At 53.7% G+C, this 23,865-nt stretch carries 23 protein-coding genes; 3 read left to right on the top strand and 20 right to left on the bottom strand.

The genetic code is table 11. The features are described from left to right. Positions 1-2: 2 nt before the first annotated feature. The 3 genes from AKG09_RS02995 to AKG09_RS02985 all read right to left on the bottom strand — a co-directional run bounded on the left by AKG09_RS02995 (position 3) and on the right by AKG09_RS02985 (position 4,089). Complete coding sequence (locus AKG09_RS02995; protein ID WP_156320783.1) at positions 3-3,137, bottom strand: ATP-binding cassette domain-containing protein; 3,135 nt, start codon at positions 3,135-3,137, stop codon at positions 3-5. 56 nt (positions 3,138-3,193) lie between these two features. Further along, complete coding sequence (locus tag AKG09_RS02990) at positions 3,194-3,496, bottom strand: hypothetical protein (protein WP_054618007.1); 303 nt, start codon at positions 3,494-3,496, stop codon at positions 3,194-3,196. 176 nt (positions 3,497-3,672) lie between these two features. Beyond that, a complete protein-coding gene (locus AKG09_RS02985; protein ID WP_054618006.1) occupies positions 3,673-4,089 on the bottom strand; it encodes a VOC family protein in 417 nt (138 codons plus the stop codon). 325 nt (positions 4,090-4,414) lie between these two features. Here AKG09_RS02985 and AKG09_RS02980 point away from each other — a divergent pair, with 325 nt between their 5' ends. Then, positions 4,415-4,666, top strand: coding sequence for a hypothetical protein (locus AKG09_RS02980; RefSeq protein WP_054618005.1), 252 nt, complete (start codon positions 4,415-4,417; stop codon positions 4,664-4,666). A gap of 128 nt (positions 4,667-4,794) precedes the next feature. On the opposite strand, the gene AKG09_RS02975 is transcribed toward AKG09_RS02980, so the two are convergent. The 17 genes from AKG09_RS02975 to AKG09_RS02900 all read right to left on the bottom strand — a co-directional run bounded on the left by AKG09_RS02975 (position 4,795) and on the right by AKG09_RS02900 (position 22,061). Then, entirely contained in the window at positions 4,795-5,937 is a 1,143-nt protein-coding gene (locus AKG09_RS02975; protein WP_054618004.1) for an NADH-dependent flavin oxidoreductase, read from the bottom strand. Between the two features lie 39 nt (positions 5,938-5,976). Then, positions 5,977-6,594 carry an alpha/beta fold hydrolase gene (locus AKG09_RS02970; protein ID WP_054618003.1) on the bottom strand — a complete coding sequence of 206 codons (618 nt, stop codon included), beginning with the start codon at positions 6,592-6,594 and terminating at the stop codon, positions 5,977-5,979. A 270-nt stretch (positions 6,595-6,864) separates the two neighbouring features. After that, entirely contained in the window at positions 6,865-7,308 is a 444-nt protein-coding gene (locus AKG09_RS02965; RefSeq protein WP_054618002.1) for a hypothetical protein, read from the bottom strand. Next, positions 7,305-8,741: an amidase gene (locus tag AKG09_RS02960; RefSeq protein ID WP_054618001.1), complete on the bottom strand. Its 1,437-nt coding sequence runs from the start codon at positions 8,739-8,741 to the stop codon at positions 7,305-7,307. Before AKG09_RS02960 ends, AKG09_RS02965 begins: the two co-directional genes overlap by 4 nt. A 140-nt stretch (positions 8,742-8,881) precedes the next feature. Continuing rightward, positions 8,882-9,547 carry a glutathione S-transferase gene (locus AKG09_RS02955; protein ID WP_054618000.1) on the bottom strand — a complete coding sequence of 222 codons (666 nt, stop codon included), beginning with the start codon at positions 9,545-9,547 and terminating at the stop codon, positions 8,882-8,884. A gap of 33 nt (positions 9,548-9,580) precedes the next feature. Beyond that, a complete protein-coding gene (locus tag AKG09_RS02950) occupies positions 9,581-9,901 on the bottom strand; it encodes a TfoX/Sxy family protein (RefSeq protein ID WP_054617999.1) in 321 nt (106 codons plus the stop codon). Between the two features lie 234 nt (positions 9,902-10,135). Further along, a complete protein-coding gene (locus AKG09_RS02945) occupies positions 10,136-11,101 on the bottom strand; it encodes a S9 family peptidase (RefSeq protein WP_054617998.1) in 966 nt (321 codons plus the stop codon). Between the two features lie 214 nt (positions 11,102-11,315). Then, positions 11,316-12,182, bottom strand: a complete 867-nt coding sequence (locus tag AKG09_RS02940; RefSeq protein WP_054617997.1) for an ABC transporter six-transmembrane domain-containing protein — start codon at positions 12,180-12,182, stop codon at positions 11,316-11,318. Positions 12,183-12,245: 63 nt separating this feature from the next. After that, entirely contained in the window at positions 12,246-12,674 is a 429-nt protein-coding gene (locus AKG09_RS02935; protein ID WP_054617996.1) for a hypothetical protein, read from the bottom strand. 326 nt (positions 12,675-13,000) lie between these two features. Continuing rightward, positions 13,001-14,758, bottom strand: a complete 1,758-nt coding sequence (locus AKG09_RS02930) for an ABC transporter ATP-binding protein/permease (RefSeq protein ID WP_054617995.1) — start codon at positions 14,756-14,758, stop codon at positions 13,001-13,003. Positions 14,759-14,942: 184 nt separating this feature from the next. Next, on the bottom strand, positions 14,943-17,150 hold the full coding sequence (locus AKG09_RS02925) for a TonB-dependent siderophore receptor (RefSeq protein WP_054617994.1): 2,208 nt from the start codon (positions 17,148-17,150) through the stop codon (positions 14,943-14,945). 390 nt (positions 17,151-17,540) lie between these two features. Beyond that, complete coding sequence (locus tag AKG09_RS02920; protein WP_054617993.1) at positions 17,541-17,897, bottom strand: DUF4298 domain-containing protein; 357 nt, start codon at positions 17,895-17,897, stop codon at positions 17,541-17,543. Further along, on the bottom strand, positions 17,894-18,673 hold the full coding sequence (locus AKG09_RS02915; RefSeq protein WP_054617992.1) for a hypothetical protein: 780 nt from the start codon (positions 18,671-18,673) through the stop codon (positions 17,894-17,896). The genes AKG09_RS02920 and AKG09_RS02915 overlap by 4 nt, the downstream gene beginning before the upstream one ends. Before the next feature lie 41 nt (positions 18,674-18,714). Continuing rightward, the gene (locus tag AKG09_RS02910; protein WP_054617991.1) at positions 18,715-19,686 is read right to left on the bottom strand and encodes an HlyD family secretion protein; all 972 of its coding nucleotides are present in this window, start codon (positions 19,684-19,686) and stop codon (positions 18,715-18,717) included. After that, the gene (locus AKG09_RS02905) at positions 19,683-20,312 is read right to left on the bottom strand and encodes a TetR/AcrR family transcriptional regulator (protein ID WP_054617990.1); all 630 of its coding nucleotides are present in this window, start codon (positions 20,310-20,312) and stop codon (positions 19,683-19,685) included. Before AKG09_RS02905 ends, AKG09_RS02910 begins: the two co-directional genes overlap by 4 nt. Before the next feature lie 331 nt (positions 20,313-20,643). Continuing rightward, entirely contained in the window at positions 20,644-20,814 is a 171-nt protein-coding gene (locus tag AKG09_RS12380; protein WP_197272103.1) for a bacteriocin, read from the bottom strand. Positions 20,815-21,005: 191 nt separating this feature from the next. Beyond that, on the bottom strand, positions 21,006-22,061 hold the full coding sequence (locus AKG09_RS02900; RefSeq protein WP_054617989.1) for a nitronate monooxygenase family protein: 1,056 nt from the start codon (positions 22,059-22,061) through the stop codon (positions 21,006-21,008). Positions 22,062-22,342: 281 nt separating this feature from the next. On the opposite strand from AKG09_RS02900, the gene AKG09_RS02895 reads away from it, so the two are divergent. Continuing rightward, positions 22,343-23,305, top strand: a complete 963-nt coding sequence (locus AKG09_RS02895; protein WP_054617988.1) for an amidase family protein — start codon at positions 22,343-22,345, stop codon at positions 23,303-23,305. Then, a complete protein-coding gene (locus AKG09_RS02890) occupies positions 23,223-23,711 on the top strand; it encodes an amidase family protein (RefSeq protein WP_197272102.1) in 489 nt (162 codons plus the stop codon). Before AKG09_RS02895 ends, AKG09_RS02890 begins: the two co-directional genes overlap by 83 nt. Positions 23,712-23,865: the final 154 nt, after the last annotated feature.

Below are 23,865 nucleotides of genomic sequence, written 5' to 3'. Positions count from 1 at the left end.
CATTATTTTTCCTGCTTCTTCAAAATCCAGCAGGCCGAAGTGAAATACACCACATAAAACGCCAGCAGCACCAGCATTTCGCGGCTCAGGTCGTGCCCGCCCAAGCCTTTGGTGAAGCTGCCGATGCTGATGTTGAGATACCACGACGCGGGCATCAGCTTGCCCATCCAGTATGCCCCGCCTTCCATCGACGAGAGCGGATGCAGAAAGCCGGAATAGTTGAAGGTCGGGATCATAATCACAATCGCGGTGAGGCTGATGGCCGCCATTTGCGAGCGCACGACAGTGGAAGCCAGCAAACCCAGCGCGGTGGACACGAACAGCAGAATCAGCGTGCCTGCCGTCAGCACCAGCAGCGAACCTTTCACCGGCACGCCGAAGCCGAACACCATCATCGCCGTGAGCACCACATAATTCACCATGCCCACCGCAATATACGGCAGCTGCTTGCCGAGCAGAAACTGCGGCACGGTGGCGGGCGAGGTGTAGAAATTGGAAATCGAACCGATTTCGCGTTCGCGCACCACCCCGACCACCGACATCATCGCCGGAATCAGCATCAGCACCAACATCAACACGCCCGGCGCAATGGCGAAAATGCTTTCAAAATCCTGATTATACATAAACCGCTGCTCGATTTTGGCTGCGGGCGGCGGCAGCGTCATCCCTGTTTCGCGCGCCAAATCCTGCCCGTACAGCGCAAAAATGCCGCCGATATAGCCTTGAATATTGCTGGCGTTGAACGGCATCGCGCCGTCGACATAAAACGCCGCCTCCGGCCGCCTGCCCGCCAGCATATCGCGCCCGAAGCCTTCGGGAATCTCAACCACCAAGCGCGTTTGCGCCGACTGCAAGGCGGTGTCGATATCGCTTGGCGACGAGAGCGGCGGCTGTTCATGAAAATAGCGCGAACCGGAAAAATATTCGGTGAGGCGGCGGCTTTCGGTGGTTTGGTCGCGGTCGAGCACGGTAAACGTGAGGTCTTTCACGTCGAACGACACGCTCCACGATAGGGAAATCATCAGAATCACCGGCCCCATCACCGCAAAAAACAGCCGCACCTTGTCGCGCAGCAATTCTTTGGTTTCACGCAAAGCAAACGTGCGCACACTGGCCAGCCAGTATTTGAGGGTGTCGGTCGGCGGTGTGTTTTCAGACGGCCTGTTGCCTGTTTGCGCATCCGAAACCTGATTTTCCTGCGCACTCCTTGCTGCAACTTGAGGCACGCTTTCGGTTTCAGGTAGCCTGTCTGAAACATCGGCGGCTTGTTTTCTTTCTGTCATCTTGCCGGTTTCTGAACGCGGTTCGGCTGAGGTGGAAGAAATCGGGGGTTCCGGCGAAACAACCGTTTGCTCCTCCTCCGCTTGCAAGGAAGCAAGGCCGCTGTCGGAGCGAACATTTTCAGACGGCCTTATCCCTGCCTGTACATCCAAATCCTGATCGGCCCGCACCACCCTCGCCGCCAGTTGCGCCACGCTTTCGGTTTCAGACGGCCTCTCCGAATCGTTGGCAGTTTGTTGCGGCGGCACGGCGGCATTATTTGTTTGCGCGTTTGCTTGCACGGAAGCCGCCGTTTCAGACGGCCTTTCAGACAGGCCTTCCCGCGCTTCGTCGTCCAACAAATACTGCACAAACGCCTCCTCCAGATTCGGCGCGGCCTGCCGTGCGGTCAGCTCCGACGGCGTGCCCACCGCCAGCACGCGGCCTTTGTGCATGAAGGAAATGCGGTCGCAGCGTTCGGCCTCGTTCATAAAGTGGGTCGACACAAATATGGTGATTTTGTCTTCGCGCGAGAGTTTGAGCAGATGCCGCCAGAACATGTCGCGGGCGGCGGGATCGACGCCGGAGGTCGGTTCGTCGAGAATCAGCACTTCGGGTTTGTGCAGGCAGGCCGCCGCCAGTTGCAGCCGTTGGCGGATGCCCAAAGGCAGCGAAGCGGGTTTGGCAGCAGCGGCATCGCTGAGGTCGAACTGCACCAACGCATCGGCCACCGCCTGTTCGCCGGCCGCGCCCATTTGGTAGAGGCGGGCGTGCAGTTTGAGGTTGTCGATCACGCTCAATTCTTCATATAGCGAGAACGCCTGCGACATATAGCCGACGCGCATCCGCGTTTGGATATTGCCCGCTTCGATCGGCCGCCCCAAGAGTTCGGCCGAACCATCGCTGGCTTCCAGCAAACCGGTGAGCATTTTCATGGTGGTGGATTTGCCGCAGCCGTTGGAGCCGAGAAAGCCGAAGATTTCGCCTTGTGCGATTTTGAAACTCACCCGATCGACCGCGGTAAAGCTGCCGAAACGCTTGGTCAGCCCGTGTGCTTCGATGGCGGGCGGGGCATCGGGATCGGCGACAAACGGGGTCATCGCCAACCCGCCCGAACCTTGCTGCTTTTCAGACGGCAGCATCTGCACATAGGCGGCTTCCAGCGTGGCGGCACCGCTGTCGCGCATCACCTCGCGGGTGGGCTTGTTGACCAGCAGCTTGCCGTCGTCCATTGCCAGCAGATGGCCGAAGCGTTCGGCTTCTTCGATATAGGCGGTGGCAACGATCACCGTCATGCCTGCGCTTTCGGCCTGCAATTCGTCCACCAACGCCCAAAACTGGCGGCGCGACAGCGGGTCGACGCCGGTGGTCGGTTCGTCGAGAATCAGCAAATCGGGCGAATGCACCAGTGCGCAGCATAAGCTCAGTTTCTGCTTCATCCCGCCCGAGAGCTTGCCCGCCGGGCGGTCGGGGAACGGCGCCAAACCGGTGGCTTCGAGCAGGCGGGCGATGCGGGCTTGGCGTTCGGCGGCGTTCAACCCGAACAGCCGCGCGTGGAATTCGACGTTTTCATAGACGCTTAAAGTGGGATAGAGGTTGTGACCCAAACCCTGCGGCATAAAGGCGATGCGGTGCGACAACGCCTGCCGCGCCGCTTTGTCGGCCATGTTCCGCCCGAACACTTCCACCGTGCCTGTCTGAATGATTTTGACGCCGGCAATCAGCGACAGCAGCGTCGATTTGCCCACCCCGTCGGGGCCGATCAAACCGACGGTGGCGCCGCGCGGGATGGCCAGCGATACGTCGTCCAGCGCCGTTACGGTCTTGCCGTAGCGGTGGGAAACGGAGCGGAGGGAGACGGCGGGGTTATTCATCATGGTTTTACTCTGTTTTCAGACGGGCATTGGGAGGTTTCAGACGGCCTTCTCTTTCATCAATACTCTTCGGCAAAGCCTGCAAACGGATCACCGCCCGGCCAGCACAATGCCAAGTTTTCGCCCGCAAGTGTACCGTCTATCACTTTCCAGATAAGTTGTAAGGTTTGAATGCCGTCTAGAGCGTGGATTTGAAAATTGATGTCTTTACCCGCGCCGACGATGCGGTAGGGGCAAATCCATTCTTCTTCGTGCAGTTTTTCGGGTTTGCCAATAAAAATGTTCACGTTCTCTTTGGGATTGCCTGCCAATTCAAGCGTACGGTAGGCGATGGCGGTGTCAAAGTTCAGTTTTTCGGCCATGATATTTTATTCCTTATTGATTTGGCGGTCTGCAATGTTTTCAGACGGCCTCACTTTACGGTGCAACTATAGGGCGGACATCCCTGCCCACCATGCAATCTAAACATGCAAGTACGAATGACGGTCAAGGATGCCCGCCCTACATACACGCATACACGGCGATTTTCAAACAAGCGTTAGCACGCCTCTAAATCAAACAAATCTCCACGAAACACGATATGCACTTTATTACCGTCCGGATCGCGCAAATAAGCACCGTAGTAGCCTTTACCGTAATGAGGCCGCTCACCCGGCGCACCTTCATCGGTTCCGCCTGCATCTAAGCCTGCGGTGTATGCGACATCCACTAATGCTGCACTAGATGCAAGAAAAGCCACCATACTTCCATTTCCTGCTGTAGCAGGCAGACGGTTAAAGGTTTCGTGTACATAAAAAATCGGCAGCATTTGACCCGGCAATCCGTAACATGCAGCATCAGGGCCGCCGTCCGGTTGTTCATGCCTGCGTTGCATGCCTAGCGGCAGCAATAGAGCATCATAAAACGCCGCCGAACGTGAGAGATCATTGGTACCGACAGTAATATGGCTGAACATATACACTCCCAATATAGTTATAGTTAAACCACTTACACAATAACAGTTCAGTCATACTCGGGCTTGACCCGAGTATCTTGAGTTCCGGTAAATTTAGGAGATACTCGGGTCAAGCCCGAGTATGACGAGTGTACTATTTTTAGGTTGATTCACTATACAGGTAAATATGCCGCTCTACCGATATCCGCATTCACAAATGTCCACAGATTTGATTTTCTGATTGCCTCCAGAAAAAATGCCGATAGGTATGATGAAAACAATGTGTTAGATTATATGCAACTGTTTCTGTTCCTTTTTCCCCTCTACAATCGGAAAGGAGCATGCCATGCGCCGTTTGCATATCGGTTCTATCATTATTTTAATCTGCGGCCTGTGTGCCGTTATTCCCGGGCTGATGGTGCTGTTCGGTTTGGGCGGTTGGGTGCACGATTTGCTCGACCAACCCATCGGTGCGATAGCTTTGCTGGTTATCGGCGGTTCGTGCGTGCTGGCGGCATTCTTTCCGCTGGCGGCGACTTACCTGACACGCAAGGAGATGGGCAAAACGCCGTTTGAGGAAGATGAAACCGGCGATTGAGGTTTTCAGACAGGCATTTTTCAGACGGCCTCTTCAAACAATTGAGCATCCTTGCCCGCCGTGCAACCAAACAAACCAATCCGAATAGCGGGCAAGGATGCCCGCCCTACGCACGAAACCCTATCCAATCAAATATCCACCGGCTGCCAGTTTTTGCTGCCTTTTACCGGCGGCAGGTAGGCCAGCTCCATTTGGCATTGCTGCCACAATCTTTCGGGAATGCGGTAACGGTCGGCTTTGTCGGGGTCAAGTTCGCACACGATTTCGGCTTCGCGGCCGCTTTCAATCAGTTCGGCCAAATCGGGGTTGAGCAAAACGGTTTTACCCAATGCGATAAATTCCGCCCAGCCGGTTTGGTAGGCCGCCAAAATCTGTTCTGCGCTGAAGAGGTTGCCTACGCCGATCAGGGGCAGTTTGCCGCCGATGCGTTGGTGTATCTGTTCGATGCGCGTCAAATTTGTGTCGGCTCCGCGGCGGGCTTTTTTGTAGAAATCCCAAAGCGAAACGTGCAGATATTGCAGCGGTTTTTGCACCATGGCATCAATCAGTGCGAACGTATCCTGCATGGTTAGGCCGTTGTCGCCGCCTTCTTCGGGCGAGAAACGGTAGCCGAGGATGAAATCGGGGCGGTTGTGTTTGCGGCGCACGGCATCGACGGCATCGACGACGGCCAGTGGAAAGCGCAGGCGGTTTGCCAAGCTGCCGCCCCATTCATCTGAACGGCGGTTGCTTTGGGCGGAAACAAACTGCTGAATCAGATAACCGTTGGCACCGTGTATTTCCACGCCGTCGAAACCTGCTTCGAGTGCCAACTCGGCGGCGCGGGCAAAGGCTTCAATCAGCGCGCGGATTTCTTGGTCGGTCAGCGCGCGCGAACCGCCGGCTTCGTCATCCGACGGAGCCACTTTGTCGGCCCCTTCCAGCAAATCAGCCATGGCTTTGGTGCCGCCGTGGTGAAGCTGCAAAACGGCTTTTGCGCCTTGTTCGTGAGCAATCTGCGCCACTTCTTTCAAGTTCGGCAAGTCTTCCATGCCGATGGCTTCCGGCTGCCCGCCGAATGCCTTTCCTTCGGGCGACACCAGCGTAGCAGCGGCGATAAACATGCCGAATCCTTCAAAGCGGTTTTGCAAAAAACGGCGCTCGCTCTCGCTAATGCTGCCGTCTGCGTTGGAAGCCCAATGCGTCATGGGCGCGACCACCAAACGGTTTTTCACAACCACGCCGTTGTTGAGTGTGTAGGATTGGAAAAGCGGAGTGTATTTCGGGTTCATTTTGCGTGACTTTCTCGTAATTCAGACAGGCATGGGGTTTCAGACGGCATCATTCAAATAATCGCGAATCCGCGCCGCTACTTCCACCGCATGAGTGTGTGCCACATCGTGTCTGCCATTCGGTATCACCGCCAGTTCGGCATTCGGCAGTGTCTGCTGCAAAAAACGGCCGACGGCGGGCGGACTGATGGAGTCAGCGCCTCCCCAAATCAGCAGCACGGGCACCTGAAGTTCGGCAAAATCCGGCGACAAGTCGCAATCTGCTTCTATAAACCATGTCGGCAGCTGCGGCTGTTCCAACAGATAAGCGCTGCGCCAGTCTTCCGCACCGAAAGCCGATACATCCATGCCGCCGGATGTAGCAACCAATACCAAACCACACACTTGCTCAGGCTTCCGCAAAGCCGCCTGCATAGCAATGATGCCACCCATCGACTGTGCGACCAGCACGGTAGGTTCTTGGATTTTTGCCAATACCCAGTCACACAAGCCGGCAAAATCCTGAACGGCGGGGTGAGGAGGCTGTCCGGCAAATTCAGGATAAGTCTGTACGGTGCAGCGGCAATCCGGCGGCATCAAATCCGCCACCGGCTGCCAAAATGCCGGATCCCCCGACGCTCCGGGTAAAAACAAAATGGATTTGTTTCGGCTATTCACAATTGAATCTTCCTTGCGGTGGCCGTTAAGGGCAATTTGCCGCCGATGTGTTGGCATATCTGCTCGACGCACGTCAAATTTGTGCCGGCTCCACAGCGGGCAAGGATGCCCGCCCTACCCACAAAAATGTTCAGACAGGCACGGTTTTCAGACGGCCTGTTGATAAACTTTTGATTCAAATCATTGAAAATTCATGCAGCCATTTCCGTCGGCATCAATATGCGTCATCTCGTACCGGCCGTTGAGGGCCCGCCCTACGTACCGTGCCTGTCAAAAGCCGCTCGATAAAGCTGACCATTTAAGCCGCGCGCCGATGGCATACAGGCCACCTATTAGCAAGCAAAGGGCTGAGGTGATGAACCAAAATGTATGGCTATTCTCGGGAAACAAGGGTTTGAGCAACGGAAAAGCCAGCCCGCGAGTGATAAAAGCCGCGGCTGTGGCAGCCAGAATCCAGCGATGCAGAGGCAAATGAAGCTTGCCTTTGGCGGCAGTAAGTGCATAGAAAGAAGTGATCAGCAACGCGCTGCCGACAAAAGCGGCAATAAAATAAGGATACCAATGCCCGCTTTCAGCCATCTTGACTATTGCCCTGCCTGCTCCCATAAAGCGAAATCCGTCAGCTCCCCATACGATACACAGATAATGTAGCATGGCAGCCAGAAAATTGAGCGCCGACGCGAAATAGAGTATCGGTTTGGCAAGGCTTTTCATAGTATTGTCTCCGGTTGTTGAAACCCTTGCAGAACACGCTCCACCGCTTCAGCACAATCCAGCAGGGCTTCATCCTGCCAGCGTCTGCCTACCAGTTGCATGCCGACAGGTAGGCCGTCAAACAGACCTGCAGGAAGGCTGATAACAGGATGACCCGTTAAGGAAAACGGTGTAACCAGCGATGTGGTAGCTTCTAAGTAAGGCATGCTTTGGCTACCGATTGAGATTGAGCTTTGCGGCTTGCAATGGGGAAAGGCAGTAGTTGGTGCCACAGGACAAAGCCATATGTCCCATTGCTGTAAAAAATGCTCCAATGAAGTAATCAGCCGTTCGCGCGTGTTCAGTGCTTGATTGTAGCGCCGCATATTCAGCCTCATCCCGCTGCCGACCGACGTCATAATAAAACGTGATTTTGGCATTAGGTAGCCTGCCGTACCGAAAGCTATGCGCTGCCACACCGGCATCCCCATGCCCACTTCTGCACCCATTATTTCACCATATGCTTCCCATGCTGCCTGAAAATCGAAGTCTGTGGGCTTGATACGCTTGACCGTCATGCCCGCGGATTTTAGTTTTTCAACCGTTTGTTGTAGGGCTGTTTGAGTACGCGGGCACAGCGGCAAACCGTTGAAATCATCCCAATAGGCGATACGCAGTTGTGTTTTGGTTTGCGCTGCTTGTACTGGCAACGGAGGAACGGTGCTGTCGGTAATCGCAGCGCCTTGCTCAGGTATCAGCAATGCAGCCAGACCTAGCCGCAAATCATCCACATAACGTGCCAGTAATCCGAAAGACAACAAATGCCAAACCGAGCGCTGCCTGTTCGGAAGATGCGGGATGTGGCCGGTTCGCGGCAGGCGGTTTTCGGTGGTTTTTATCCCAGCAACACCACAAAAAGCGGCAGGTAAACGGATGGATCCTGCCAAATCACTACCAATATCTAACGCCGAAAAGCCTGCGGCAACGGCAGCAGCACTGCCGCCGGAGCTGCCTCCACTGGTCAAACCTAAGTTCCACGGGTTGTGGGTTGCACCGAACAGCGGGTTGCAGCATTGCATATCGGCCCCCAATTCCGCGGTGTTGGTTTTACCCAGCAAGATTGCTCCAGCCGCCTGCGCCCGAGCCACCAAAACCGCATCTTCCGATGGAACATAATTGGCCAAAGCTTTGAAGCCTGCCGTTGTTTTTAATCCGGCAGTGGCGTATAAGTCCTTAACTGTCAGTGGTAAACCGAACAAGGCAGGTAATGCCGCGCCGCTTTCGCGCAAACGGTCAGCCGCCTGTGCTTGCTCCAAGGCGTGTGGACTGAGGGTTACAACGGAATTGATTTTAGAATTGAGCCGTTCAATCCGCTGCAAACGCTCGCGGATATGGGCTTCGATGCTGATTCGGCCTGCGGCTAAATCAGTCAATAACTGACGGTTGGTAGGCATAGCTTCTCCTGATTTAAAACAGAGCAATGTGCGTTTTATTTATAAGTAGCCTTAGAAAATAGGCTTCTCGTATCCGATTTTCGGCGACAGTTCGTTGGGATGCCCGCCCTACGCACAAAAATTTTCAAACAGGCACGGCATCACAGCAATTCCAGTTTCCCGATGCGCTCTTGCGCCCGTTGGTAGGCGGGGTCGTTTTCAATGCGGCGCACATAGGCGGAGATATTCGGCAGGTTCAGCGGGGTGCGCGACACGGCGGCCTGCAAAGGAAAACCCATCATAATGTCGGCACCGCTGATTTCTTCGCCCAGCAGCCAAGTGCGGCCGGCCAGTTTGCTTTCGACAAATTCCAGATGCAGTTTGAGCTGCGGATTCAAAAACGATGCGCGCACGCCGTCGGTAATTTTGCGGGCAACGGGTTTGGCGAAAAACGGCATTTTGCGTGCTTCAATTTTGCGGAACACCAGCGACATTACCAGCAGCGGCATCAGCGAACCTTCCGCATAATGCAGCCAAAACAGATATTCGGGATAAGCCGCGCTGTTTTCAGACGGCCTCAAGGCCGTTTCCTGACCGTAGCGTGTGATCAGGTATTCGACAATCGCGCCGCTTTCGGCCAGCACCAAGCCGTTGTCGTCTATCAGGGGCGACTTACCCAGCGGGTGAATACGGCGCAAGCTGTCGGGCGCAAGCGAGGTTTCGGCATCGCGCGCGATCACTTCCGCGCGGTATGCCAAGCCGAGCAACTCGAGCAGCCATGCGATACGGTAGGCGCGGGATTGTTTGAGTGCATATAAGGTAATCATAGTGAACTTCCTTTTCATTGCTGATTTTGCGGCCTACTTCTTTTTCTTAGGCTTTGGATCGGGTAATTCATCATACATGGCTTCAAACAGCCCTGCTAAAAACGCCTTGTCATCCACCTCGTTCACAAGCAGCATTGCTTTTGCGCCTTCGTAAGGCAACTCATAAGCTGCATTCGGCATATAGTCGATTGCCGACTGAACGGGCTTAACCAGCAAGCGGTCATCATAGATGCCGCCGACGATTTTCTGCTTATAGTAGAGAATATACTCGCCCATCATGGCTCGATAAGTGATGTCGTCCAAGTCGGATAATTGCTCCAAAATAAAATCCAAATATGCTTTGCTTGATGCCATGCTCTCCTTCTTTCATTGTTTCAAATCAATCATTTACATATAATTCGAGCCGTCATACTCGGGCTTGACCCGAGTATCTCCCGAAATTATTGGAACTCAAGATACTCGGGTCAAGCCCGAGTATGACGGGCGTGCTGTTTCTTAAAATGCTTTTTTCAGACAGGCATGGTTTTTCAGACGGCCTGTTTTTATCAAATCCAACATTTTTACGGCTTTATCGGATTCAACCTACACTTACCTCATATACTTGGCAAAGAAATCCAGAACGATTTTCGGTTCACGGCCAAACCAATTGTAGCCGTCACGGAAGCGTTTGGTGGTTCCTTCTATCCAGTAGAGTTCTTTTTCTTTCGCACCCAACAAATCAAAGGTTTTTTGGCCGTCTTCAGGGTTACGCGTCCATTCGTCGTCACGCACTTGGAACATGAAGGTCGGCATTTTCACGGCATGCGCCCAAAGCGCGCCCGCCATTTCTTCGGCAGTAAACGCACCCATTTTCATCAGTTCCAAATCAATCAGCGGCTGGTATTGCCGCACGCCCTGCAATTCGGAGAAAGCGTCGAAAATCGCGCTCATCGACGGCACAAGCGGGCTGACCATACAGCGCACGTTTTCAAACAGTTCGGGGCGTTCTTTAATGGCTCGGAACTGTGAAACACCACCCAAGCATTGGCTGTACAGACCCACGGTCATTTTAGAAAATTCGGGGTGGGCATCAACCCATTTTTTCACGCCCACGCAATCACGCCATTCCCAATTGCCGATGCCCGACAAACCGCCGTTGGCCGCGGCACTGTTGCCGTGGTTGCGGAAGTCGTAGGTTAGCACGTTATAACCGGCATCTGTTAAATGCTTGTATTGAATAACGAAGTCGATTTCCACGGCATCAAAGCCCGCCCACGGCAGGCCGAAATGGCCGGGGAAACCTGCACGGCACATCGGTAGTGCGTGGTTGAAGATAATCAGTTTGCTGCTTGTTTTTTTGGCCGGGATATACCACGCTTCCAGCGGTATGCCGTCGTCGGACGGAATCACGACATCTTGGTAATTCATGCCGTATTCGTCAGGTGTTTTAAAGATAAAGCTGCGCAAGGGACGGACAATATTCGCCAAACCTTTGACTTTTTCGTAGTCTTCCGGAGAAATGGTTTTTTCCTGCTCGCGGGCGAGTGCAAGGCGTTCGGGTGATAAACGTGACATGGGACAACTCCTTTAATTAATAATCATGATAAACATACGGTACAGAACGGTTGACTCAACCGCCGACCGCTTCGGATTTACATTAGCAGCAAGCTGAATGCAGGCTGTGTACTACACCGCAAAACCACTATTTGTGATTCCAGCCGTTTAGCCATTACAGGAACAGCCTTAACATCTGCCCTATGCATGTAAATTTTCAGACAGGCATGGTTTTTCAGACGGCCTGTTTGGGGCCGGTGCTTTCCACTTCCACGCGGCGGGCAATATCTCTCAAATTGGAATAACTTTCCACCAGCTGCGGCATGTCGTCCAAGCTCATGGCAAACATCCACAAATAAGTGGTCAGCGAATAAATATGCCCCGCGCTGCCGTAACCGTTTAAGGTTATCCACACGAAAGTAAAGCCGAACAATACCGCCATCGCCGCGCCGATACACAAATAGCCCAATGCTTCGCGGTTGGAAATCAGGATACGCAAGCGGGCAACCAAGCCGAAATGTTTGTGCAGCATGGCTTCGGGTGCGGCCTGAATCATGTCCACATCGCGCTCCAAACGGTTGTTGAGTTTGAAATACAGCTTTTCGCTCATGCGGGAAAATCCGGGCAGCAGCAGCAAAAACACCGCCAACACCATCATGCTCAACACGCCCACCCAAAATTCCAACAGTACAAGCATGATCACCGCGCCAAACACCGACACCAGCGAAGTAACCGCCATAGGCAGGTGCATTTCAAAAAAGTCGACAAACTCCCGCGACAACGCCACCCGCGCCGTGATTTGAGACGGCGTTTGACCTTGTATGCGCTGCTTCACAATCACCGGCACAACGATTTCGCTGTAAATGCGGGCAAACACGCGCGTATCCGCACTGCGCCGTGCCGCCCCCACCAGCCATATCAGCAAAACCACCAGCGCGTAAGCCAGCGCGTGCCACACCTTGCCCTGCATCACCGCGTTGACGGCAAACCCGCCGAACACGGGGTAACTCAGAAACAGCAGGTTTTCCAAAGCAACGATGCCGAAGGTAACCAGCAGCTTTTTACGGTGTGCAATACCGATGTTTTTTAAAGTTTTCCACATGCTTTTTCATCCTTTGCTTCTTTCGTACGGAAGTACGGACAGGCAGCCTTGCGGGATACTCAGTCAGGTAGGCGCGGTTCCGTATGCGCCGCGTACCGCGCAGCCTTTCGTGGTTTTGCCCCTGTAATGCAGCGTGGCGGTAAATTCGTTCAGACGGCCTCCCGCATCACGGCAACGTTTGCCGTTGATGTTCAGCACCACTTCACCGAAACGGGTTTTGCCTGTCAATTCAACGCCTTTAGCATAAGCAGAACGCCGGACGGGAATGCTGCGGTGGTATTCGCGGGGGCGGACGGTTTCCAGCTCCATACGCCCGCCGCGCACAACCGCACGCCAGCCGTTTTCAGCGTCGCCACGGAAAGCCGTAAAGTTACGCACCACCGTATCTTTCGGCTGTGCCTGCCGGTCTGCCTTTTGGCTGACGGTATTTCGGGCGGATGCAGGCATAACGGCACACAACAGCGATACCGCCGCAATCAGATGTTTCAACATTTGTTGATTCCTTTCTCAACATGGCTTTCATAGTTAAACGGAAAGCCGGTCTTTCAAAGCCCATTCCAACGCAACCATCGATATCGGACAGCAAACCGGAGACGGCACGGGCAATACGGAACCGGTTCTGCGGCTTCAACAGCTTACAAAATGGAATCGGCAGTTCAGACGGGCATGGTTTTCAGACGGCCTTTCGGCGGTTCGGTTTCCCGAACCGATATTTTTGATAATTTTAAGGTTTTCCAGCAAATCAATTCCACTTTTGCTGCGGCGTTGCCGCACCTTAAATTAAAAATGTGTCGATTGACTATACATGATATGTCGGATCAGCCATTTATCCGCATGGTTTTATTATGCAGTGTGCTGAGCGTATTACGGTGGCCGATGCTGACAATGATGCTTTGGGGAAGGTTGTTGCGGATTAACGTATAAAGCAGGGCTTCGGTAGTCTCGTCCAACGCCGAAGTGGCTTCGTCCAACAAAACCAATTTGGGGCGGGTCAGCAAAATGCGGACAAAAGCGATACGCTGCAACTCTCCCGGGGAAAGACGGTGCTGCCAATCGTCGGTTTCGTCTAAAAATCCTGCAAGGCAATCCAAACGGCAGTCTTTCAGTTTCCGCCTCAATTCCTCAGGCGAAGGCCGGAGGTTCGGATAACATATGGCTTCAAAAAGCGTACCTTGCGGCACATAAGGGCGTTGCGGCACAAACAGGGTCGATTGGCGCGGCAAACGCCGTATTGTGCCGCTGCTGCCAAACGGCCACAGCCCGGCCATCACGCGTATCAATGATGTTTTGCCGCAACCGCTCGGCCCCTGAATCAGCAAAGCATCGCCGCTGCCGGCCTGCAAGCTGATATTTTCAAGCAATGCCGAGCCGTCGGCACGGTAAACGGCAACATTGTCCAACTCAAGCCTGTCTGAACGGCCGTCAATCATGCTGGAGGGATGCTCCGACCGGGTTTCCAGGCTGGAAATAAAGCCGCTTAAGCGTTCGAGGCGGGCGCGGTAGGCGGTAAATTCTTCATAAAAATTACGGAAGAAAGACAAAGCGCGCTGCAAACGGTTGAATGCCTGCACGGTTTGGTGCATATCGCCGATTTTTATCTGTCCGGCAAAAAAGCGCGGTGCTTGCAGCATCAAGGGAAGCAGTTGCACGCTTTGGGTCAGCAGATTGTTAAACCCGCCCAATGCCACGTTTTGGCGGGTAATTTTCCAGCGGTTGCGGATGATGGCTCTGAAACGGCTGCCCAACTGCTGTTGCTCTTTCCATTCTCCGTCGTAAAAAGCTATGCTTTCCGCGTGGTCTCTGATACGTATCAGGGAGTAACGGTAGTCGCCGTTGAGTTTTTCATTGTCGTAATGGTAGCGGATGAGGGGTTTGCCTATCCACATGGTTGCCGCAGTGGAAAGCAGCACGAAAACGAACACGAAAAAAACGATACCGTGCGGAATACTCAAGCCGAATAAATGCAAAACGCCGGACAAACCCCATAATACGATGGTGAACTCAATGGACGACAAAACGGAATTCAGCATACCGCGCACAAATTCAATGGTATTGGCAATGAAATCCTGGGCATCCTGCTGGATGCGTTGGTCTATATTGTCCGGCCCGTGCCGCCGCATGTGCAGGGCGTAATAGTTTTTATCGGCGAGCCAGCCCGCAACCAATACGCTATTGAGTTTTTCAGACCATTTGATGGCAAGCGACTGGTCTAAAAAATCGTTGATGATGCCGTTAAGTGTGCGCATGATCACGACACCTGCGTTAATTAGGGCGAAAAACCAGAAAGACTCGGCTTTTTTGTCTTGCAATGCACTATACAACCCATTGTAAAAGAAAGTATTTAAAACATTGAGCCGGATTTCCGTCAACAGCAGCATAATCATGAAAACCAGCACCAGCAAAACTTTGGCCTTGCTTTTTTTATCCAGGCAAGGGGAAAGGATTTGCCGAAACTGCTTGCCGAAGCGGGTTTTACTGATGAGGGAAATAATCAGAATAAGGGAAATAAAAACACCTGCCGAGGTTTGCAGAAACCATACCGGCGTGGCATTTAATTCGATTTGCCATTTTTCCATATTGAATAGGATGCCTGTCTGAAAAAATTCAGACAGGCACGGTTTGTCAGCTTTGGTTGTCGGGAGAAGTATGGCGAGCCGAGCCGAAATCAGTACGCCTGCCACACGGATAATTAAAGATACCGTTATGATGCAAACGGTTTGCCATAGCCAATCGAATCACATTGATGCGAAGCAGCAAGCATCAGAAACTCAATTTCGCACCCAAGGTTACCGTGCGCGGCTCACCGATAGACAGATGCTGCATGGTAGCGGAGGTATGCGATACGAAGTATTGCTTGTTGCCCAGATTTTTGCCCGTCAGGCGTAGATTCAACGGTTTGCCGCCAACTTTGGTGTCGTAAGAAACAAACGCATGATATGTGGTTGCCGAAGGCATTTCGAACCATTGCGCCTGATTGTTCCGCACATAATTGAAGCCCCATCTGCCGCGGTAATCCAAACCCGCTCCCGTGCGCCAATTGCCGCCCAAAGCACGGCCGAAGTCGTAAAACAGTGTCAAACCGGCGGTATGTTTGGGTATGCTGCCGAATCGGTTGCCTTCGTTGAGCGGCTCGTTTTTATCTTCAAGCACTTTCGTGTCCGTGAGGGTGTAATTGGCGGAAATACCTAATTTGTCGGTAATTTTCCCGTTAACATCCACTTCCACCCCCTGCGAACGGTTTTTTTCGATGATGCGTGTTTCCACATCGCCGTTGGCCAAAATTACGGGGCGCGCGACATTGTCTTTTTTGATATGGAACAAGGCAAAATTTGCGCTAAGGTTTTCACTGTGGTATTTGCTGCCCAATTCGAATTGGCGGCTTTTTTCCAAAGGAATTTTTTTACCGGCATAATCGATATTGCGCGAAGCGTTGGGTTTGGCCGACGTACCGAAATTACCGTAAACAGACCACCTCGGGTTTATCAAGTATACCGCACCGATTTGGGGAAACAGGTTGAAGCCGCTGCTGCGGTTGCGGAAGCGTATCGGGCGGCCCTGGCCGGATTCGATTTTGTGCCACTGTCCGCGCACGCCGCCTGAAACAATCCAATGATTACCGATATAGGCTGAATCCTGCAGCAACAAGGCGGCAGTTTTATAGTGTTCGAGCGTGTCGCTGGTACGGGCGTCTGCCGTCGGATTGGCAGATTCGATCCAATTTTGCCCGTAAACGGGGTTGTCCACACTCATATTGTGCTGGGCGGCACTGCGGCGCAAATCGCCCAATTTCAGCTTGTAGTCCTGCAATTGCACGGAAGCGCGCAATTTGTGCGTGATATTTTCTCCTTGATCAACGAGGCCGTTGGCAGAAATATTCAAACTGTGTGTACTGGCATCTGACGGCCTGGTACCGTCGATACGGCGGCGTACTTCCCTCGTGGCCGCATTGTAGTTCATTACGCGAGCCTGCCAGTCGTTATAATGGTTTTTGCTGAAGCCGTATGCCGCCCTCAGCTTCCAGTTTTGATTCAACTTGTGTTCGCCGTTTAATTGGAATGTGTGGGAGTGGCCTTTCGTTACGTTAATCGGATCGTCCAAGCGGCGTTTGAGGGGAATATCCAAAACTTTACCGTAATTGGGATTATTAGCCGCCGTTCCGCTCACATCCAGAAAAGTGCCCCGATCGAATACGCCTTTGTAATTTTGGTATTCATAGCCGGCCGAAACCTTGGTTTTATCGTTTTGCCAAGATAAAGAAGGCGCAACGATGTATTCGGTGTTGCTGCCGAAGCTGCGCCAGTAATTTTGGGTTTTGTAATCGGCAACAAAGCGGTAAGCGGCACCGCTGTTACCGATGGGGCCCGTCGTATCGATACCGGCTTTCTTCGCCGCATAATTACCGTAACCGATATTGAGCGTAGTCGTGTGTTTAGTGTGATCCGGCTTTTTGGTTACAACATTGATCACCCCGCCGGGGTTTTGCATTCCGTAAAGCACCGAAGCGGGGCCTTTCAACACTTCCACCCGTTCGACATTGGCTGTAAAGTTGCGTGCCATCGGGCTGCCCAAACCGTTGCGCATAATCGAACCGTCGCGGTTGCTGCCGTAACCCCTGCGCATAACCGTATCCAGCGTGCCTGCCAAATTATTGCCTTGGGTCAAACCGCTGATGCCTTTTACAGACTCTTCCAACGTTTGGGGCTGTTTATCCTCCAGCCGCTCTTGGGTTACCACGTCAATGCTGTAGGGTGTATCGAGAATGGACGTGTCAACACCGGTAATATCGCTGCGCTCCGCTTTGTAACCCTTTTCCATCACCATATGTTTCCCCCGCACTGTTACGGTACCCAAATCCACCGTTTCAGACGGAGATTGCCCTGCGGGTCGGTACGGTGTATCAGCCCATACCGCACCGCCCGCCCCCATTGCCGATACCATTACAGCCAAATACGTAGAATACACATTCATATCAAAATACCCTGTTATTGATAAAAATTATAAAGATAAAAATAAATTTCTATTATATCACTGCATTTAAAAATCATTATCATTTATTTCATAATATACCAAACTGCGCCAATGAAATTACATCAGTACAAAGCAGCAAGCCGGTTGCAGACAATATTCAGCACAGCTAAATGCGGCCGCACCGTTACAAAATGAAGTTGCGTCGTTATATGTCCGACATCACAATAAAATGCCTGTCTGAACAATCATTTCAGACAGGCTTTACCTATCGGCAGCTTCCATACGGCCGAATAAAGTTACCCCGCGGTACATCATGTGAGAAGCAAAGGGGTTTACAGACCTGGCGGGCAGCAAATACCAAGGGGTGATTTTTCAGACAGGCATGGTTTTTCAGACGGCCTCTTCCCCGCCCTCCTCCCTGTCCAATACTGCCACTGCCGAACGCAGCCGCTGCCATGCGAGGGATCGTTGTTCTATGGATGCGTTCCATAAGGCATCTTCACTCATAATGCTGTATTCGCCCTCGGTGTGCAGGTTTACATCCAGCCCCTCTTCAAGGGCTTGGTGGTAACGGCTGTATTCGCCTCCAAAATAAAAATGCTCCAGCTCGCGCATAATGGCGTCGCCGCGCAGCCAGTCTTGGTGGGCGGCTTCGAGTTTGGGGAGCAGCTGGGTCCATTCTCGGTAGAGTTTCTGAATATGGTCGATACGCGCCTGTGCTTCGGCTTGCAGAGGGAGGTCGTTCATGGTGTTTCCTTTCGGTGTTGGCGTTGGATCAATTTGTCGAGGGCGGCGGGGCCGTGCGTGGCAAGGCGGTAGTGGCCGGTAGCGGGGACGACTTCAAATTCGGCATCGGTAAAACCGGCGGCGCGGTAGCGACGGTAAGCTTGGCGGGCTTCGTTCAGCGCGTCGAAGCCTTTGTCGCTGCCGCCTTTGGCGGGCGTGTCGTATTCTCCGGCCAGCCATTTCAGGGCGAAACGGCTTTTGAATGTTTCAGACGGCCTCTGTGCGAATGCGTCCTTCTCGCCGAACCCGCCGCCGCCCACCATCAATGCGCCGCCGCCGTGAAACAGATGGCTGTGGTCAGCCAACAGATGGTAAGTGATGACTTCCGCGCCACCTGAATAGCCTGCCAGCCAGATATTGCCGGTATCGACGGCATAGCGGCGGGAAATGTGGGCAATCAGTTCGGCGGCATAACGCGGCGCGGTGTTGCTGCGCCACCATGTGCGGCTGCGGTGGTCGGGCGTGAGCGGGGCAATCATCAGCAGGCGGTGTTTGCGGGCTACCGCGGCATAGCCATCAAGCTGATTGCTGCCTGCTGCAAACTCGTCTGCGCCATCGCCGTGCAGATAAACCAGCAGGCCGAACGGAGCGGCTTGTTCGGATAAATGCGCGGCATAGAGGCGGTAAATGCTGCTGCCGTTGTGCCGCGTGCCAAACCGCTCTTGGCTGCGGTCGGCAAAATCAGGCGCGGCAAATGCAGTGCGGCACAGCAGCAGCCAAACGGCAAGGGCTTTCATGCGGCTATTCCGTTTTATGATTTTGGCTTTCAAACGGCCTGTTAATGCGGCAGCTTCACCGCCAGTTCAGACGGCCATGTCTGCGCGGCATCGGTGCGCACATAGCCGTTGCCCGTCATGCCGCCTTTGAGCAGGCGGTTGTAGCGGGAAGCGGTTTCGGGCGTGATTTTCAGTTTAACTTTAAACATCAGCTTTTCACGCTCGTTTTCGGTTTCCACCGATTTGGGCGTGAACTGGGCTTCGGTGGCGATAAAGCTGATTTTGGCGGGGAACACTGCGTCCACACTATCCAGCACAATCCGCGCCTCGTCGCCCACTTTCAGACGGCCTGCCTGAGCGTTGGGCAGAAAAATATTCATCGACACATCCATCGGATCAAGCAGGCTCACCACTTTGCTGCCCGCCGCAATCACGCTGCCCACTTCGGCGATTTTGTATTCCACCCGCCCCGCTTTCGGGCTGCGGATGGTCATGTCGTCATTGGCCGAAGCCGCCTGATTAATCTGCGCCTGAGCCGCCGCTACCGCCGCCATCGCTTCGGCGCGGGCGGCACGGGCGGCGCGCACGGAAGCCGCCGCACCGTCGCGCGCGGCCAGCCTTTTGGTTACTTCCGCCGGCGACACTAACTCATCGCGCTTCAAGTTTTGCGCATTGCCCAATTCCATCTGCGCCACTTTCTGCTGCTGCTCGTAAGCCTTGATTTCGGCATCCGCCCGCGCCACCGCTTCCTGCGCCCGCTGTTTCTGGGCTTTGGCGGCCTCAAGCTGGCTGGTGCTGGTCACGGAAGAAAGCTCGACCAACGCATCCCCTTCCTTCACTTCGCTGCCCTCGTCCACCAACACCGCCTGCACCCGCCCCGGATACAGGCTGGCGATGTCGAAGCGGTTCAGTTCCAAACGGCCGTTGGATTGTGCAAACCCTTCAGGCAGGCCGCTTTGGCTTTGTCGGCTGTATAGATACCAACCGCCGGCGGCAAGCGCGGCTATTACAACGGCAATGATCATTTTTTTCATGATTTTCCCTGCAAACAATGATTGGGAAACAACGCGGAAAACGTCCATTGGATGCGCTCTTCAATTGCAGCATCATCCAGCACGGCAAAAATATGGCTGCGCACTTCTTCAGGCAGCATGCCCATATGGTTGAAACGAATACCCAGAAACATCGGCGCCGCCACCGACGCGCTGATATACGACATGCGTTTCACCAATTCGGGAAACGGCGTATCGGGGAAACAGTCGCTCAAAAGGGTGTAAAGCCAGCCTGAATAGCTGTCAAACTGGCGGCGCAAAAACGTTTCCGCAGTTTTCACGCCGTCGGCACTGTCGGCAAAAATACGGTTAACCCAAGCCAAATTATCCCGCAGGCAGAATGCGAGCAAGCGGATCACATGGCGCAGCCTCCGCACCGCATCCGCATCTTTTTCGGAGAAAAAATCCACCAAACCGAAAGTGTTTTCATACTGCGATCGCAAAAGCTCGGCCACAAATTCATCTTTGCTGGCAAACAAATGGTGAAACATTCCCGGGCTCAACCCCGCCTCGGCTGCCAAAAGCCGCACAGAAAGCTTGCGGTAGCCCAGCTGCGGATAAAGGCGCACACCGGCTTCAATAAATTGGGCGCGGGCGGATCGGGTCATAAAGTGTTTGATTTCTATATTGGACGGATGTCCAGTATAGTTTAGAAAAATGTCAAATGCAAATGCCTGTCTGAAGCCCATTAGTGCTTTTCAGACAGGCATTTGCGTTCGGTCAAATATTATTTTGGCAGCCGGCAATATCCGGTGATTTTGTAGCGTAACACGATATCGTCAATGCTCAACAGGCGTTCAAGTTAAGCAGCCTAGGGGAGCTTTCAATAACTTTAGATAACATAATGCTGCCTGAAAAAGAATATTTTCAGACAGCATTGGAAATTAAGAATACCTAATGATTTATAAGATTAAGTTAAATCTTTTACTTTCTTTAATACTAACGGAATTTAGGCAGCCGATTGTTATTTACAGATCCTCCCGTCCGACCTGTTATTAATTCATAATAAAAGTCCTCAGCAGCTTTGTCCACCGGGTCTAGTATACGAATCATGCGGTCAATCCATCCTCCAGAAACCTGTTGCAGTTCAGATGTATTTAATTGTTTCATAATAAACTTCTCCAACCACTTCAGACAAAATCCATTTAAATAAAAATAACATAATTTATATGTCATTTTTATTTGTGACAGTACAGCTATGCTAATAATTCTCTAGTTAAATTAAATTAATGTAAACATTTGGAATTCTGCAAATAAAATATGCCTGTCTGAAAAGAAAGTTTTTATAGTTAAGCCACAATTCACCCGGCCAACCCTTCGGCCAAGCTGTGCAAAATTTCCTCCGCGCTGCCTGCTTGGGCAAACCGCGCGTTCTGCCCAGCCCAGAATGAAGAAAATTCATCCGAACCCGCCCGCTCCGCTGCGGCTTTCAACACGCCGGCTGCTGCGCCGGAAAAGGGAAACGGCAAGGCCGAGGCATTAATCGGCCCGGCTTCGCGGATAAACCGGTTTGCTATGCCGCGGGCGAAGCCGCCGCTGAACAAGTTGGTAATCACCGTATGCCCTGCCCGCGGGCTTTGCAGCGCGGCGCGGTAAGCGGCGGAGGTGGTAGCTTCGTCGGCCAGCAGAAACGCGGTGCCGGGCTGCACGGCGGCGGCACCCAAATCAAACGCGGCGCGTACGGTTTGCGCGTTGCTGATGCCGCCTGCGGCAATCACCGGCAACTTAACCGCCGCCACGATATTGGGCAGCAGGGCGAAAGTGCCCGATTGCGCACCCAAGTCGCGGCTTAAAAACATGCCGCGGTGGCCGCCCGCTTCCCAGCCTTGCGCAATCACGGCATCGGCGCCGTTTGCTTCCAGCCAGCGCGCCTCTTCCACCGTGGAGGCGCTCGACCAAACCTGCGCACCCGTGGCTTTCACCGCCTCCAGCAGCGGCTTTTCAGGCAGGCCGAAATGGAAGCTCACCACCGGCGGCTTGAATGCCTGCACCATTTCCAGCGCGGTTTCGTCAAACGGATTGCGCCCGCCGCCTGCCGGAATATCGGCTTGGGTTAAGCCGAACTCTTCAAAATAAGGCTTGAGCACATCAAACCACGCGGCTTTTTGCGCTTCGGAAACTTCGGGGTTGCGGTGAGCAAAAAAGTTGACGTTATAAGGTTTGCCGCCCACCGCATCGCGGATAGCCGCCAATTCTTCGCGTAGTTTTTCAGGCGTGAGCATGGCGGCGGGCAGCGACCCGACACCACCCGCCCGGCACACAGCCACCGCCAGCGCGCTGCCCTGCACGCCCGCCATCGGCGCCTGAATAATCGGTATCTCGGCGCCCAAAGCGTGTAAGTATGGATTGTTCTGCATGATGTTCTCCTTTGTTTGCGTATGGGGATTATAGCCATGCCTGTCTGAAATGTTTTTTCAGACAGGCATGGCTAGTGATGAACTTTTCCGCTCCAAGCAACACTCTTAACTATATAGTTAATCAACTTAAAAATCGTACACTCATCATACTCGGGCTTAACCCGAGTATCTTGAGTTTCAGTAACTTTAGGAGACACTCGGGTCAAACCCGAGTATGACGGTGTTGTTATTATATAAGTGGATTGACTATATAAAGAAACCAAGCAACACAAGGACAAATCATGAATCTGCCCCTGCTTACCCTTGCCGATTGGAACGCCGCATTCGAATCCGGCGCAGCCGATCCTATTTCCCTGCTTGAATCCGGCCTGATCCGCGCCCAAGAAGCAGGCGGCCGCGCCGTGTTTATCCACATCACCGAAACCCGCGCCCGGCTGGCGGCCGAGGCGGCAACAGCGCGGCTGCAATCGGGAAAGCGATTGGGGGCGCTCGACGGCATCACCGTATCGTGGAAAGACTTGTTCGACCAAGCCGGAGAAATCACCCGCTCCGGCAGCTTAACCACAGTGCAGAATCCGCCCGCAGCGCAAGATGCCGCCGTTGTGTCGCTGCTGGAAAGCTTGGGCGCGGTTTCCATAGGGCGCACCAACCTCACTGAATTTGCCCTTTCCGGCCTCGGCCTGAACCCGCATTTCGGCACGCCCGCGAATGTGTGGCCTGCGGCCGAACCGCTGGCGCCGGGCGGCTCGTCTTGCGGGGCGGCGGTTTCGGTGGCGGCGGGCATCGTGCCTTATGCCATAGGCACCGACACGTCCGGCTCCGTGCGCATTCCCGCCGCACTCAACGGCCTGGCCGGGTTTAAACCTACATCCGCCCGCCTGCCGCGCATCGGCGTGTGGACGCTTTCGCCCACACTCGACAGCATCGGCCCGCTGGCGCACACCGCCGCCGATATCTGCACCGTGATGCGGGCGTTTCATATTGATTCGGCAAGCTGTTCAGACAGGCATTTCAAAGCCGTGGTGCCCGAAGGTTTGTTTAGCGAAGATGCCGAACCGCAGATTCTGGCGGCTTTCGAGCAGAACCTTGCCCGGCTGACCCGGGCGGGCGTCAGCATCACCCGCAAGCCGCTGCATGCGCTGCAACGGCTGGAAAGCTTGTTTGACGAATACGGCACGCTGGTCGGCATCGAAGCATGGCAGCTGCATCAAAACGCCCCCCCTTCAGACAGGCATCATAGATGAACGGGTGGCGCAGCGTTTGCAGAGCAACCGGATTTACCCGCTGCACCATCTGTTTGAATTGCTCACTTGGCGCGCCCGCTTGCAACGGCAGCTGGCGGAAGAATTGCAAGACGCGCTGCTTTTGCTGCCCACCACCGCCATCGACGCCCCGCCGCTCGCCCGCTTGGAAAACGACCGAGAATTTTTTGCCGAAGCCAACCGCAAAATCCTGCGCAACACCATGGCGGGCAGCTTTCTGGATATGCCCGGCCTCACCATTCCCACCAGCCTCAACCGCAACGGCCTACCTGCCGCGCTGCTGATTTCGGCAGCGAGCGGGCGCGACGAATATGTGTTGCACGCGGGCAAAATCTTTGCCGGCCTGCTGACCGACGATACGGCTTTAAACCGCCGAAGGTTTGAATAATGCCTGTCTGAAAGCCGTTCAGACAGGCATTGCCTCGTTATTCCGCCCACGAAAGCGAACGCTGGCCCGCAAAAATTGTCTAATTCTATACAACAAAAAAACTTGCACACATCAACCGCCCTTCTTTTTCAGACAGGCATTTCGCCTAAGTCTG

The organism is Neisseria sp. 83E34, from assembly GCF_001308015.1.
Lineage (GTDB): Bacteria > Pseudomonadota > Gammaproteobacteria > Burkholderiales > Neisseriaceae > Neisseria.
Note: the sequence above shows the minus strand (reverse complement) of the source record. Positions and strands in the feature narration are given on the sequence as shown.